We start from the raw sequence: 14724 nt of genomic DNA, 5'->3' as shown, positions 1-14724 counted from the left end.
ACGCCGGCCACCGGTCAGAAGCCGGGAGCGATCTGGCCCTTGTAGCGAGTCAGGATGAAATCGCGCACTTGCGGCGAGTTCAGTGCCTTGGCCAGTTTCTGGATGCCGGGATCTTTGATGTTGTCCGGGCGGGCGACCAGGAACTCGACGTACAGGTCCTTGCCCTTCTCGACGATCAGCGCGCTGTTGGTGTCGATACCGGCCTCCAGTGCGTAGTTGGCAAATACGAAGGCCAGATCCACCTGGCTGACCGCACGGGCCAGCAACGCACCTTCCAGCTCACGTATCTTCAGCTTGTGCGGGTTTTCGGCGATATCGTGTTGCGTCGACAGGGTATTGCTCGGGTCCTTGAGCTTGATCAACCCCGCCTCGTGCAACAACACCAGTGCGCGCCCGGTATTCACCGGGTCGTTGGGGATGGCGACACTGGCGCCTTCCGGCAGATCGGCCAGTTTCTTGATCCGGGTCGAATAGGCACCGAAAGGCTCGATGTGCACACCCACTACCGGCACCAGATCGGTATGGCGGGTCTTGTTGAAGTCATCGAGGAACGGCCGGTACTGGTAGTAGTTGGCGTCCAGGTTTTTCTCGGCCAGTTGCAGGTTGGGCTGGATGAAGTCGCTGAAGACTTTGATATCCAGATCGACACCTTCTTTGGCGAGCGCCGGTTTGACGAATTCCAGAATCTCCGCGTGCGGAACCGGGGTGGCACCCACCACCAGCTTTTCGTTGGCGTGGGCGCTCAGGGATAAAACGGCAGCGAGGGCGGCCAGGGTCTTTTTCATGCTCATGACTCCAGAATGATCGAAAAGTGGCCGTCGTGAGGTGGACGTAAGGCCTGCAGCAGCGGTACCCGGCTGCTGCGTTCGGGTATGCAGGGCGCTCAGCGCCTTGTGTAATGTCGTACCAGGCGATCGCCGCTCATCTGCAACGCCTGCACCAGCAGGATCAGCAGCAGCACGGTGACCACCATCACATCGGTCTGGAAACGCTGGTAACCGAAACGAATCGCCAGGTCCCCAAGGCCACCACCGCCCACCACCCCGGCCATGGCGGTGTAATCCACCAGCACGATGGCGGTTACCGTGACCGCGGCGATCAGCCCGGTGCGGGCTTCAGGCAGCAGGGTGTACAGGATGATTTGCGGGGTACTCGCGCCCATTGATTGCACGGCTTCAACCAGCCCGCGATCGACTTCGCGCAAGGCGCTTTCCACCAGCCGGGCAAAGAACGGCGTACACCCCACCACCAATGGCGGAATGGCGCCGCGTACGCCCAGCGAGGTGCCGGTGACCAGGGTGGTCACCGGGATCAGCACGATCAACAGGATGATGAATGGCATCGAGCGCAGTACGTTGGCCACCACCGACAACAGCCGGTAAAGCCGAGGCGATTCGAGTAACTGGCGCTGGCCCGTCAGGTACAACAGCACGCCGAGCGGCATCCCCAGCAACACCGTGCAGCCCAATGCCACGCCGAGCATGCTCGAGGTGTCCAGGCAAGCCTCGGCCACTTCGCTCCAGTTGACATGGGCGAACCACTCGTTCATCGCCGCGCTCCCGCTCGCAAGGCCGCTACCGGATGCGGCACAGCCAGCCGATCGCCCTGACCGAAGAGCTTGTGACGCAGGGTGCCCTCCTGGTACTCGCGCTTGAACAGCCCCCGTGCCTGCAACTCCGGCACCAGCAGATCGACCACTGCCTCAAAGGTCTCGGGTGCGACCACGCTGGCCAGGTTGAAGCCGTCAACACCGGTCTCCTCGACCCACTCCTGTAGCTGATCCGCCACCGTCTGCGCCGAGCCCACCAGGATCGGGCCGTCACCACCGATCGCGCAGTAGTCGGCAATTTCCGCGGTGGTCCAGGTTCGATTCGGGTCGGCGCGGGTGAACGCCTCGACGGCCGACTGGATGGCATCGCTGGGCACTTCACGCAGCACCTGGTCCCGCGTGTATTCGCCGAAATCGATCCCGGTCCACCCCGACATCAAGGCCAGGGCACCGCTCGCACTGGCGTACTCGCGGTACTCGCGCAAGCGCTCCAGGGCCTCGGCGTCCGTCGCGGCGACGATGACCGTGAGCTGCTCGAAAACCAGCACCTGATCGGCCTTGCGACCGGCCGCCTGAACCGCGGCGCGCAGCTGCGCGACCTGTTGTTTGAGCACCACCTTGCTCGGCGCGGCGACAAACACGCACTCGGCATTCGCCGCTGCGAACACCCGACCACGGCTCGACGCGCCGGCCTGGTAGATCACCGGAGTGCGCTGTGGCGATGGTTCGCTGAGGTGAAAGCCGGGCACGGTAAAGAACTCGCCCTGATGATCGATGCCGTGCACCTTGCGCGGATCGGCGTAAACTCCGCTGGCGCGGTCGGCCTGCACCGCGCCCTCCTCCCAGCTGGCTTCCCAGAGCTTGTAGCAAACCTGCAGGTACTCCTCGGCCAGCGCATAGCGCTGATCGTGGGACAATTGCCGCTCCTGGCCCATGTTTCGCGCGCCACTGCTCAGGTAGGAGGTGACGATGTTCCAGCCTGCACGTCCCGACGTCAGGTGATCGAGGGTCGACATGCGCCTGGCGAACGGAAACGGATGCTCGAACGACACCGACGCGGTGACGCCAAAGCCCAGATGGCGAGTGGCTGCGGCCATTGCCGGCACCAGCTGCAACGGATCGTTGACCGGCACTTGCGCCGCACTGCGCAGCGCCTCGTCGGCACTCCCCTGGTAGACGTCATAGACGCCGAGCACATCGGCGATGAACAGGCCGTCGATCTTGCCGCGCTCCAGGGTTTTCGCCAGTTCGATCCAGTAATGGATGTCGGTGTAGCGCGTGGACTGATCACGCGGGTGCCGCCACTGGCCGGGCGACAAATGCCCTACGGTATTCATGCTGAAGGCGTTGAGACGAATTTGCTTGGGCATCTGCGCGACCTCAAGACCAGTCATGGCGAGGAGGCTTGATGCCGTTGAGCAGCCAGTTGCCAATCACGTGGTACTTCCAGCGCACCGGGTCGTGCAGGGTATGAACCCGCGCGTTACGCCAATGGCGATCGAGGTTGTGCTTGCGCAGCGTCGACCGGGTGCCACCCAGTTCGAACAGCTTGTTGCTGGCCTCGATGGCGATTTCGGTGGTCAACACCTTCGCCCTGGCCACCGCCAGCGATGCCTGCGCGACTGACTGCTCATCGGGCGCCGACCGGGCCTGGTCGAGCACAAGGCCCGCACGCTCCAGCAACGCCTCGGCAGCTTCCAGACGGATATCCAGTGCGCCGACCTGAATGATGGTCAACGGATCTTCACTGGCCTTTTCCACCCCGGCATCGATCCATGGCCGCGCCTGCTCACGCACAAAGCCGATGGTGTCGTGCAGTGCCGCACGGGCAATGCCCGCATCAATGGCCGCCGTGGTGATCTGCGCAAAGGGCCCGGCCAGGGTCGGGCGTTCATAGGAGCGGTAAGTCGGGAACAGGTTGAAGGCCGGCACCCACAGCCCCTCGACCAGCACGGTGCCGCTGGAGGTGGTGCGCTGACCGATGCTGTCCCAGTCGTCCACTACGTTCAAACCCTCGGCATGGCGCGGTACGAAGGCCAGTTGTGCACGGTCTTCGCTGTCCAGGGCCAATACACCCAACCAATGGGCATAGAGCGACCCGGTGCAGTAACCCTTGCGCCCATCGATGCGATAACCCTCGCCCTCTGCGACCAGCCGGGTACGGATGTCCTGCACGTTCTTGCCACCGGTTTCCGACAGCGCGTTGGCGAAGCGATTACCCGCAAGTGCCAGGTCGAAGAAGAACCGCTTCTGATCGTGACTGCCCTGCAAACGGATGTCTTCCAGCAGGCAGTAATGGTTCTGCGGTATCTGGCCAAGGGATGGGTCGGCCGCCGAGACAATCGCGATGACCCGGGCCAGGGTCGCATAAGACACCTGCGCGCCACCGTACTCCCGAGGCACCGTAATGCCCCACAGTCCACTGTTGGAAAAAGCATCGACCACCTCGGCCGGCACCTGTCGCGTCAGATCGCGCTCGGAGGCGCCAGCCTGCAACAGCGCAGCGATTTCATGGGCAATGCGAATGGCTTCGGCATCATCACGGATCACATGGGCCGAAGGTGGATTGATCGGGTATGCGGCTGAAACTGACATGGATTCCTCACTCTATCGGTGGCTCCGCCAACGGCCGCACAGTCCTGCAAATGACTGTCGGTACGGAGCCTTACCCGGATGGAGCACGATCCATGCCATGACATTTAATCGTTAAATATCAATATCTTATAAAAAACAGCGGAAACCGGAATAGCCAGCCAGACACTTGCTGTTGAAGCACTGTTGAGTATCCAACAGTGGCTGGCCATTCCCGGCTACGCCAATTCAGCGGGAAAACAGCGCGAACGGTTGCGCCAATGCGGCCTCGTCTTGAAACTCAGGCCGGCTTGAAACAGTACGCAGCCAGTTTGTTCCCATCGAGATCCCGCGCGTAAGCCGCATAGGCGTCAGGTGCCCAGCCTCGCGGACCCGGTGCACCTTCGTCGGTGCCGCCACTGGCCAGCGCCGCGGCGTGGAAAGCGTCAATGGCGGCACGATTCGGCGCCTCGAAGCTGATGGTGACACCGTTACCCACGCTGGCCGGGGCGCCGTTCGCCGGCTTCAGAACGAAGAAGGACGGGGCGCTCTCACCCCAGATCGATCCATTCTCGTCCAGATCAGCGATGCGTTTTTGGCCCAGGGTACCCAGGACATTGTCATAGAAGCTGCGCGCTTTTTGCAGGTCGTTGGTACCGACGGTCACATGAGTGAAAATGGTCATCTTTGTGCTCTCTTTAGTGTAGATACGGTGGGTTGATGTTGCAGGTTTTCGCGCCTTTGACTCGCCCTGACGGGCTTCGCCAATCTGTTGAGTCAGCGATCGAAATGGATAACGGTGCGGATGCTTTCGCCTTGGTGCATCAGGTCGAAGGCTTTGTTGATCTCCTCGAGCCCCATGGTGTGGGTAATGAAACTATCCAGAGGAATCTCGCCCTTTTGCGCGTTCTCGACATAGCTGGGTAGCTCGCTACGTCCTTTCACACCGCCAAATGCCGAGCCGCGCCAGACGCGCCCGGTCACCAGCTGGAAAGGACGGGTACTGATTTCCTGTCCTGCGCCGGCGACGCCAATGATCACCGACTCGCCCCAGCCCTTGTGGCAGCACTCCAGGGCGGCGCGCATCAGATGGACGTTGCCAATGCATTCGAAGGAGTAGTCCACACCGCCCTCGGTCATCTCGATGATCACGTCCTGGATCGGCCTGTCATGATCCTTGGGATTGATGAAATCGGTAGCCCCCAGTTGCCTGGCAATGTCGAACTTGGCCGGGTTGATGTCGATCGCGATGATCCGGCCGGCCTTGGCCATGGTCGCACCGATAATGGCTGCCAGGCCGATGCCTCCCAGACCGAAGATTGCCACGCTGGCTCCCTCCTCCACCTTGGCCGTATTGATCACCGCGCCAATGCCGGTGGTCACACCACAACCGAGCAGGTAGACCTTCTCCAGTGGCGCATCCTTGGGGATTTTGGCCAGGGAAATTTCGGGAAGCACGGTGTATTCGGAGAAAGTCGACGTGCCCATGTAGTGGAAGATTGGGCGCCCCTCATAAGAGAACCGACTGGTGCCATCGGGCATCAAGCCTTTGCCTTGAGTGGCACGGATCTTCTGACAAAGATTGGTCTTGCCGGATGTGCAGAATTTGCACTCGCCACATTCCGGGGTGTAGAGCGGGATCACATGGTCGCCCACCGCCAGTGAAGTGACCCCCTCGCCAACCGCTTCGACGATACCGCCGCCTTCGTGGCCAAGAATGACGGGGAAGATCCCTTCGGGATCGGCGCCAGACAACGTAAACGCATCGGTATGGCAGACGCCGGTTGCGATGATCCGCACCAGCACTTCCCCGGCCTGCGGGGGTGCCACATCGACTTCGACGATTTGCAGAGGCTGGTTCGCCGCGAAGGCGACGGCCGCTCGTGATTTGATCATGTTCATGATTCCCGGACGCAAAGAGACGCCGTTCCTGTGTAGAAACAGTCAAGAGATGGTGTTCAGAGGGGCGTAACAGAGGGCGGGCGTCCTTGCCCTTGAGGCCGATTAGAGCGATGCCTCGATCTTTTTTGCTGCGGCTTCGTCGACCCAGGCATGCCAGATTTCCGGGTGTTCCTTGAGGAACATTCTGGCCAGCTTCGGCGATTCGATGCGTTCCCGGGTCATCCTCGCCAGATTCTGATTCAACAAGTCGATGGGAATGTTGACCTTCTCCAGTACCGAGACCAGTTCAGGAGCCTGTTCATGAAAAGCCTTGGAGAGTCCAACCATGGTGATGACGTCTTTGTTGGCGCCGGTCTTTTCCTCCAGCCTTATCGCATCGATCTGCCCCATCAACGGCGTCGGTGACCAGTAGTAGAACAGTACCGGTTCACCGCGCTTATAGCTGGACAAGACAGCCGCATCCAATGCGGCACCAGTGCCTGGACGGAAATTCGTGAACGTGGTTTCAAGGCCATACTCTTTCAACATCTCGGTATTGTCCTGCTCACAGATCCAACCCGCAGGACAGTTGTAGAAACGGCCTTTGGACGGTTCCTCCGCATCGTGAAAAACACTCGCGTACTTGCTCAGGTCAGCGACTCTCCTGAGGTCGGGCGCCTGCGCTGGCCGGTTACGTTTAGCGTCCCCTTCAACGACGTAACGCGGCACATACCAGCCCTGAGTCGCACCGATGATCGGAGCGCCAACCCCGACAACCTTTCCGGCCGCCGCCGCCTTTTTCCAGACTTCGCTGCGCTCCATCCACTCTTCGCCAAACACCTGAATGTCATTGCCGGCCAGTGCGGTTTCAAGAATGATGGTGTTACCCACCAACTGATCCGTTGCACAACCATAACCATCCTTGAGCACGATCATCATGATGTCGGTCAGGAGCATCCCGCTCTCCCAGTTCAGCCCGGCAAATTTCACCGACTTGCCCGATTCACACCACCCTGATGCCTGGCTTGAAGCACTACCGACAAGCAAGCCAAGGGTGAGCAAAGAGGCCAACAAACTCTTCCTGTTTTTCATGATCAGACGCTCCGAATCATTATTATTGGGGGCAGCGAACTGTTGTGTGCGACACAGGAACAAACGAGTCCATCAGATTCAGTATGGACAAGTGCGTGCGCAAACACGTGAGGCGAAGGCGTGAATCAATTGCTTTTATGGTTATTTGGCGAAGCTCAAGCCAATGGATCTACAGACGTACGCCCGTAGAACAACTGGCGCGCATAGGCACTGAACTCGACATCGGGCTGGTCCACGTACGCAAACACCGCGTTGAGCCTCAGCCTGTCCCCTTCCACCGGCGTAACCCGGTGCAATGAATAGCGGCCGCGGAACAATGTCAGGGTGCCAGGCACTTGAGGCAGGACCTCTACCTGCTGTGTTTGCGAGTCATCGAGGAATTGCCTGACCGCGTCATAGCAATCGTCGCTTTCATTGCGCAGCATCCGCACATACTCGAAATCCCCACCGGCGCTTGCAGCCTGAAGGGACAGCGTGACGCTGAAGTCGGAACGATCAAAGTGCCACCCCAACTCCTGCCCTGCCGTGAAGCCCTGCAAGTTAAGGGCGGCCAATGGATCGGCATGACGATAGAGCGTGTCCAGAGCCAAAACATCTTTGATGAAAGCAAGGACTTCGTCCGACCCATAGATCTGCCGGATCAAATGGTCGGCAGGAATATCGGCATAGGCAACCGTGTCTTTTGCCGTGTTCATCAAGCGTCGTAGCGGATGTTGCGGATCAACGCTTTCATCCTGGGGTTTGAAATAAACCGTGTGGTTTTCCCGAAAATGAAACATGCGCGAGTGCAGTGCAAGTGTCTGCTGCGCCATCGCGACAACCGATGGATCGCGCACAAAACCCGGAAAGATCGCAACGCCCTCTTGTCCCAGCAACGACTGACTGTGAGTGACCAGTGCGAGATAAGCGGGGCTGGTGCGATTGGTGATTGGGTAACGCTCGAGATCGACGAGATCGCCCAGGGTTAGCGCAGGTGTGAAAGGCAGGGTAGTCATTGTTGTTGGTCTCCGTTGGCTCTGCTGGATTCAGATTGCATCGGCACCAAAAACAAGTCACGCTCATAATTTTACGCAATTTTGTGAATTATTTTCAGGTCGTATTCCCATGAGACTGACGCTGGATCACTTGGTGATGTTGCAAACCCTGTCGGAAGTCGATTCGATAACCGCGGTGGCCGAACGTTTATGGCTGACACCTTCAGCCGTCAGTCACCGCATACGCGAAGCGGAGCGGCGGCTAGGTGTGAGCCTGACGGAAAGATCGGGAGGAAAGCTCAGGCTCAGCCCTGCCGGCGTGCGCCTGGAACGGGCCGCCAAAGACATCATCGCCATACTCAATGAGGCTGAGTCCGAGGCCCGGTCCATGGCCGGTGGCGTCACAGCGTTTGTCCGTATGGGTGTCACCTCCTACGGCCCGTTTCGCTGGATTCCAAAGTTCATCAAGCACTACTCAAGTCTTCGACCAGATATCGAAATCACACTGGTGACCGTGCCCCGTAACGACGTTTACGCGAGCCTGATGCAAGGCAGACTGGATGTGTCCATTATCGATGACGGCATGGTGCCTAGCGGTGTCGCCAGGTTGCCGCTTTTTCGGGACGACCTGATTGCAATCATGGCAACCGATCACCCCCTTGCGGGAAGGAAAAATATCTACGCGCAAGACTTCAAGACTTACAACCTGGTGACGTATTCGACCGATCGCGCCAGTGGCTGGGAGTACGACCGTTTCTTCGCCCCCGCCAGCATCTTGCCGCGCCGCATGATCACGGTGGAGTTGATCGAAGCCATCGTCGAACTGGTCCGTTCGGGATACGGAATCAGCATATTACAACGGGATTTGGTAACCCCCAGCCTGGAGCGTGGGGAGCTTGCGTGGGCCGCCCTGAATGACGGCCTGGATATCGCCTGGAACGCAATCGTTCGCCCCTCGGAACGGGAAGATAGTGAGGTCAGTAAAATGGTTACAGAGCTTGATACCTGGATTAAATATGCAGGAAATACCGGGCATGGCTAATCCCGGGTTAGCGCGTGAAAATCGTTTCTTTGGGTCAATTACAGTCTTTCGCATCAGGTAGCTACCGACCAGAAGCGCTCGTCCACCCACTGCCCCCTTGAACACAACGCTCAACTGCCCTGGTTGCCTGGCCATAGCGTCCGCGGAATACATACGGTCCCATCCAGTAGCAATCGGGCTGTTCTCATCAGACCGCAACTCATCAGACGATCATGCCCAGGACGCAATTCTACGGTGAACTCTCCCGTGGGGTGTTCAACCGAGAGTTGCTTGACGTCACCCTCAACGACACACGCCACACCCGCCGCCACACTGCCCTCGACCAGGCAGGCAACCGCCACACTGACCGCACCGAACACGCCGATGCTGGTATGGCATCGGTGCGGAATGAAGGTGCGGGTGCTGAGTGCCCCACCCGCTTGTGCTGGCGCAATCAGGCACATCTTGGGCACATTGCGCTGGCTCACGTCCCCCAGATCCATGCGTGGACCGGCCTGCAATCGGATCGATTCAAGTCGGGCCTTCAACCCGGTGTCGGCATCCAGTTGCTCAGGGTGCTCGTAGCCACTGAGCCCGAGGTCTTCGGCGCGGATAACAATGACCGGCATGCCATTGTCGACACAGGTGACCTCGACACCATCGAACACATCGACAGCGTTACCGGTGGGTAGCAATGCGCCGCAACTGGAGCCGGCGATGTCCTTGAACTCAACGACCAGCGGCGCACCGCTGCCGGGCACACCGTCAATACGTGCTTCGCCAGAATAGCTGACGGTACCCTCCGGCGTCGGTATATGAGCAATCGCGATCTGCCCGGTGTTTTCCATGAAAATGCGCACCGGGGTCACATCACCCGCCGCGGGCACCAGTCCGCGCTCAATGGCAAACGGCCCGACACCGGCGAGAATGTTGCCGCAGTTCTGGCCGTAATCGACACGCGGTTCATCGACCAGTACCTGGGCGAAAAGGAAGTCGACGTCGGCTTCGGCGCGCGCGGAAGGTTTGATGATCGCCACCTTACTGGTGAGTGAGTCGCCGCCACCAATGCCATCGATTTGTCGCGCATCCGGCGAGCCCATGACCGCCAGCAGTACGCGATCTCGAAGCGCTTGCTCATCGGGCAAGTCGCGGGCCAGGAAGTAAACGCCTTTCGACGTCCCGCCACGCATCAACAGGCAAGGAATACGTGTCTGGCCCATGCTCAATCTCCGAGTTCGTCAAGGCTGTCGACATAGCGCAAGCCCTTTTCCGCGAGCCGCTGGCGCATGTTGTATATGTCCAGCCCCAATTCGCCCTTGGCCAGACGCAACGCCTTCTGCTCTTCGAGGTCGGCGCGCGCACGACTGGCTTCGACAACCTGCGCAACTTCGCCGCGACGCACGATGACCACACCATCGTCATCGGCTACCACCACGTCGCCGGGGTTGACCAACTGACCGCCGCACACCAGCGGCAGGTTGACCGAACCAAGGGTCTCCTTGATCGTGCCCTGGGCGCTGATGGCGCGGGACCAGACCGGGAAGCCCATCTCGCGCAGGGTGTGGGTATCACGCACGCCGGCATCGATCACCAGGGCGCGCACGCCGTGGGCCTTGAGCGAAGTGGCGAGCAGGTCGCCGAAGTAACCGTCGGTGCACGGAGAACTGGGAGCAACCACCAGAATATCGCCGGGCCGGCACTGCTCCACCGCCACATGGAACATCCAGTTATCGCCCGGGGCAACCAGCACCGTCACCGCCGAGCCGCTGATGGCCGCCCCTCGTTGAATCGGTGTGATCGAAGACGTCAGCAGGCCTTTTCGCCCCTGCGACTCGTGGATGGTCGCGACACCGAAGCGCCCCAGCTCATCGACCAAAACCTGCTCGGCCCTGGCGATGTTACACACGACGACACCGGTTTTTCCGATCAGCTCGCTCATGCCAGATTCTCCGTCACGCGAGGGAAGATGCTCTGGTAACCCTCGCCATAAACGATGTCACGGCTGGAGGTGATGCCGACGTTGCGCTTGGCCTGCACACCTCGTTGCAGGGCGACACGAGTGTAGTACTCCCACAGGTGTTCCTGACCGGCCATGCACTGGATGGCGGCGTACTTTTTGTCCCAGACCGAGGTGATGTCCAGCAACACATCGGGGCGCCATTCGCATTGCTCGGGCTGGTGCGGCTCGAAGCTGTAGACCGGTGGTGCACCGACGATTTTCTCACCCGGCTTGTAGCCTTCGGCCTGGGCGACGATACGTGCCTCTTGCGTCAGGTTCATGGCCAACGGGTGATCGTAGTTGTACGGGTCTTTCAGCGAGTGGCTGAGGACGAACTCGGGCTGGACGCGACGAAACACGTCCGCCAGGCGAAACAGCGTTTCCTTGTCGGCACGCATCGGGTAATCGCCGATGTCGAAGAACTCGACACTGGCACCGAGGATATCCGCTGCGGCCTGAGCCTCCTGGCGCCGGGCGGTTTTGACTTTCTCTTCGCTCATCTCACCCTTGCGCCACAGCTTGGCGGACTCACCGCGCTCACCGAAGGACAGGCAGACGATGTGCACGGCATAACCCTGTTGTGCATGCAGCGCGATGGCACCGCCGGCGCGCCAGACGAAATCGGCAGAGTGGGCGCTGACGACCAGCGCGTTTTTCGGTGAATCGACCATTGCGGATACTCCTCCTGCGTTTCGAACGAGCATCGCACCGCGACCTGCTCCAGGAGTAATGCGTTGAAGTGTTGGAGGTATGCGTTTTTTTTATTGCTACTCAATCAGGGCGGCGGCATAGTCCAGCTCGAAATGACTATTTGAAGAGTCCGCGCCCCATGGAATCCACCGAACTGCCCAGCCTGATGCACGTACGCGCCTTTGTCCGGGTGGCTGATCACGGGAGTGTTTCCAAAGCCTCTGTGGCGCTATTCCGTGCTCAGTCAGTCGTGACCCGGTCGATCTCCGAGCTGGAGAGCCGTCTCGATGTGCCTTTGTTCGAACGCCACGCCAACGGTATGCGTTTGACCGCTTTCGGCGAGCGCTTGCTGCCTCGGGCGCGTCGCGTGCTGGCCGAGCTGGACAGTGTGCCGCGAATGCTGGATGGCGCGGACAAACGAGCGGTCGAGCCGCTGTACCTGTTCCAGGCCCGGCGCCTGCAAGTGTTCGTCAAACTCTGCGAAACCCGGCATATGCAGACCGTCGCCAGCCTGCTCGGCCTGAGCCAGCCGGCGATCAGTTCGACCATCAAGGTCATGGAAAACGGCTGCGGCCAAGCGCTGTTCGAGCGCACGCCTCGCGGATTGCAGCCAACCCGCGCCAGCCAGGAAATCCTCTTTCCGATCCGCCGGACGCTGAACGAATTGCGCCATATCGAGACCGATATCACCGCTCTGCGCGGCGTCTTGCAAGGCGTGGTGCATATCGGTGCCCTGCCCTTGGGTCGCACCCGTATATTGCCCGAGGCCATTGTGCGCATGATGGCCGATCATCCACAGATCCGGGTGATCACCAACGAAAGTCCGTTTGATTTGCTGGCGACCGATCTACGCGCTGGCGATGTTGATTTCATTTTCGGCGCCCTGCGCCCGGAAGCCTATGCCAGTGACCTTACCGGCGAGGCGCTGCTCACGGAAGACATGGTGGTATTGGCACGGCGTGATCATCCGCTCTATTCAAAAACGACCTTGCACGATGAACTCGGCGCGGCCCAGTGGGTGCTGCCACGTGCCGGCTCGCCAGCCCGGCGGATGCTCGATGAGTGCTTCACCCGATTCGGCATTGCGCCGCCCCGGCCGGTAGTGGAAAGCGGCGACATGGCAATCATTCGCGGGCTGTTGCTGCGCTCGGACATGCTCGCGGCAGTGTCCGCCCACCAACTGGAACAGGAGATTGCTTCGGGCGAGTTGTGCATCCTGCCGCTGGAGTTGAAACAGACCACCCGGGCCATCGGACTGACTTATCGCAGTGGTTGTCTGCACTCGCCCGTGGCGCAAGCCCTGATGGATGTGATTCGCCGGGTGATCCGCGAACAGCAAAATCTGCTTTGTGACTGACGCACAGCCATCGCGAGCAGGCTCGCTCCTACAATGGTTATTCGTCGTACACCGGGCCTGAGTACAACGCCAATCCACTGCTCGCGAAAAACGTCCGGACAACGCGTTCATTCAGACAGCACGCGTTATCGTTGATGTCCATCGCGAGCAGGCTCGCTCCTACATTGGTTGTTGTTCGTGCGCAGCGTTTGAATACAACGCCAATCCCCTGTAGGAGCGAGCCTGCTCGCGAAAAACGTCCGGAAAACACGTTCATTCAGACTGCACGCGTTATCGTTGATGTCCATCGCGAGCGAGCTCGCTCCTACAGCAGGCTGAAGGGATAGCTGACGATCAGGCGGTTTTCGTCGAACTCGTTGCTGCTGTAGTCGCGGCGAATACTGGAGTTGCGCAGGCGCAGGCTGAGGCTTTTGAAGGTGCCGCTCTGTACCGTGTAGCCCAGTTCGGACTCACGCCCCCATTCCTTGCCATCGGTGACGCTGCCCGTGTGCACATTGTCGCCGCTGATGTAGCGGTTCATCAAGGTCAGGCCGGGAATGCCCAGCGCGACGAAATTGTAGTCATGGCGCAGTTGCCAGGATTTCTCCCGGGCGTTGTCGTAGCTGCTGTTGTAGCTGTCGTTGGCCAGTGTTCCGCCGCTGGTGCCGTTGACCCGCATCCACGCATCATCACCGCTAAGTTTCTGCAGGCCGACGTAGAAGGTGTTGCCGCCATAGCGCGCAGAGAGAAGTACCGAGAGGGTACGGTTGTCCAGATCGCCGGCCCGCGCACTGCCATCCTCGCGCCCCCAGAAGTAACCGAGGTTCGCGCCCAACGTCCAGGCACCGAGTGGCTGGCTGTGGACCAGCTGCAAGTATTGCTGCTGATAGATATCCTTGAGCTCGGCATTCCACAGGCCGATCAAGGTACGCTTGTCGTTGAAGCTGTATTCACCGCCGACGAAGTTGAAGCGATCGGACGTGAACGCGGTTTTACCCTGCATGAACATGTCTTCCATGCTCGAGTCGTTGCGCGGGCTGTTCTGCCGAAACTGGCCGCCATACAGGGTCAAGCCATCGATATCCTGCGAGGTGACCTGGCCGCCGCGAAAGGTTTGCGGCAACGAGCGGCCGTCATCGGACCGCAAGATCGGCAGCACCGGCATCCACTCGCCGACCTTCAGTTCGGTTTTCCCCACTTTCATTTTTCCGGCGACCGCCAGACGGCCAAAGTCATCGGCAGGACGCCCATCGCTATCGAGTGGCAACAGCTGCGTACCCCCCGTGCCCTGCCCGCCATCAAGCTTGACCGAATAGAGCCCCAACACATCCACGCCAAATCCCACCGTGCCTTGGGTGAAACCGGAACGAGCATCGAGGATGAAGTTCTGCGTCCACTCTTCGGCTTTCCCTTGCGGGTACGCCGGGTTGGTGAAGTTGCGGTTGATGTAGAAGTTACGCAGGTTCAGATTGGCGCTGGCGTCTTCGATAAAACCCGCGGCCTGTCCTTCCAGAGGTAACGCGCAAGCAACGGCCAGCGAACAAGCGATTCGACGATTAACGGTGATTTTCATTGTTATTGTTGTCCGATTTTTGGGTAAAGGAACGCCCT

14 protein-coding genes are annotated in these 14724 nt (G+C 59.9%); 2 read left to right on the top strand and 12 right to left on the bottom strand.

All coding sequences use genetic code 11. From position 1 onward, the window contains the following. Positions 1-14: 14 nt before the first annotated feature. The 8 genes from AC06G5_RS12215 to AC06G5_RS12180 all read right to left on the bottom strand — a co-directional run bounded on the left by AC06G5_RS12215 (position 15) and on the right by AC06G5_RS12180 (position 8088). Positions 15-785 (bottom strand): MetQ/NlpA family ABC transporter substrate-binding protein, encoded by a 771-nt coding sequence (locus tag AC06G5_RS12215; protein ID WP_413422393.1) that lies wholly within the window; start codon positions 783-785, stop codon positions 15-17. A 98-nt stretch (positions 786-883) separates the two neighbouring features. Next, the gene (locus AC06G5_RS12210; protein WP_413422395.1) at positions 884-1549 is read right to left on the bottom strand and encodes a methionine ABC transporter permease; all 666 of its coding nucleotides are present in this window, start codon (positions 1547-1549) and stop codon (positions 884-886) included. After that, complete coding sequence (locus AC06G5_RS12205; RefSeq protein WP_480459552.1) at positions 1546-2919, bottom strand: LLM class flavin-dependent oxidoreductase; 1374 nt, start codon at positions 2917-2919, stop codon at positions 1546-1548. The genes AC06G5_RS12210 and AC06G5_RS12205 overlap by 4 nt, the downstream gene beginning before the upstream one ends. A gap of 10 nt (positions 2920-2929) precedes the next feature. Further along, positions 2930-4144, bottom strand: coding sequence for an SfnB family sulfur acquisition oxidoreductase (locus AC06G5_RS12200; protein WP_480459551.1), 1215 nt, complete (start codon positions 4142-4144; stop codon positions 2930-2932). A 277-nt stretch (positions 4145-4421) separates the two neighbouring features. Then, on the bottom strand, positions 4422-4805 hold the full coding sequence (locus tag AC06G5_RS12195) for a VOC family protein (RefSeq protein ID WP_102669643.1): 384 nt from the start codon (positions 4803-4805) through the stop codon (positions 4422-4424). Between the two features lie 92 nt (positions 4806-4897). Continuing rightward, the gene (locus AC06G5_RS12190; protein ID WP_480459550.1) at positions 4898-6016 is read right to left on the bottom strand and encodes an S-(hydroxymethyl)glutathione dehydrogenase/class III alcohol dehydrogenase; all 1119 of its coding nucleotides are present in this window, start codon (positions 6014-6016) and stop codon (positions 4898-4900) included. A gap of 108 nt (positions 6017-6124) precedes the next feature. Continuing rightward, complete coding sequence (locus AC06G5_RS12185) at positions 6125-7093, bottom strand: ABC transporter substrate-binding protein (protein ID WP_413422403.1); 969 nt, start codon at positions 7091-7093, stop codon at positions 6125-6127. 155 nt (positions 7094-7248) lie between these two features. Beyond that, complete coding sequence (locus AC06G5_RS12180) at positions 7249-8088, bottom strand: HalD/BesD family halogenase (protein WP_413422405.1); 840 nt, start codon at positions 8086-8088, stop codon at positions 7249-7251. 109 nt (positions 8089-8197) lie between these two features. On the opposite strand from AC06G5_RS12180, the gene AC06G5_RS12175 reads away from it, so the two are divergent. After that, positions 8198-9109 carry a LysR family transcriptional regulator gene (locus AC06G5_RS12175; RefSeq protein ID WP_413422407.1) on the top strand — a complete coding sequence of 304 codons (912 nt, stop codon included), beginning with the start codon at positions 8198-8200 and terminating at the stop codon, positions 9107-9109. 110 nt (positions 9110-9219) lie between these two features. On the opposite strand, the gene AC06G5_RS12170 is transcribed toward AC06G5_RS12175, so the two are convergent. Genes AC06G5_RS12170 through galB form a run of 3 tightly spaced genes read right to left on the bottom strand, consistent with a single transcriptional unit; the run spans position 9220 to position 11758 of the window. Continuing rightward, positions 9220-10308 (bottom strand): 4-oxalomesaconate tautomerase, encoded by a 1089-nt coding sequence (locus AC06G5_RS12170; RefSeq protein WP_480459549.1) that lies wholly within the window; start codon positions 10306-10308, stop codon positions 9220-9222. A gap of 2 nt (positions 10309-10310) precedes the next feature. Beyond that, positions 10311-11027, bottom strand: a complete 717-nt coding sequence (locus tag AC06G5_RS12165; protein WP_413422413.1) for a 4-carboxy-4-hydroxy-2-oxoadipate aldolase/oxaloacetate decarboxylase — start codon at positions 11025-11027, stop codon at positions 10311-10313. Further along, entirely contained in the window at positions 11024-11758 is a 735-nt protein-coding gene (gene galB / locus AC06G5_RS12160) for a 4-oxalmesaconate hydratase (protein ID WP_413422415.1), read from the bottom strand. Before galB ends, AC06G5_RS12165 begins: the two co-directional genes overlap by 4 nt. Before the next feature lie 158 nt (positions 11759-11916). Here galB and AC06G5_RS12155 point away from each other — a divergent pair, with 158 nt between their 5' ends. Beyond that, on the top strand, positions 11917-13134 hold the full coding sequence (locus AC06G5_RS12155) for a LysR family transcriptional regulator (protein WP_480459548.1): 1218 nt from the start codon (positions 11917-11919) through the stop codon (positions 13132-13134). Between the two features lie 304 nt (positions 13135-13438). On the opposite strand, the gene AC06G5_RS12150 is transcribed toward AC06G5_RS12155, so the two are convergent. Further along, positions 13439-14686, bottom strand: coding sequence for an OprD family porin (locus AC06G5_RS12150; protein WP_480459547.1), 1248 nt, complete (start codon positions 14684-14686; stop codon positions 13439-13441). Positions 14687-14724: the final 38 nt, after the last annotated feature.

This window comes from Pseudomonas sp. WT-JTC (assembly GCF_056711565.1).
This window is presented reverse-complemented; position numbering and strand designations above follow the sequence as displayed.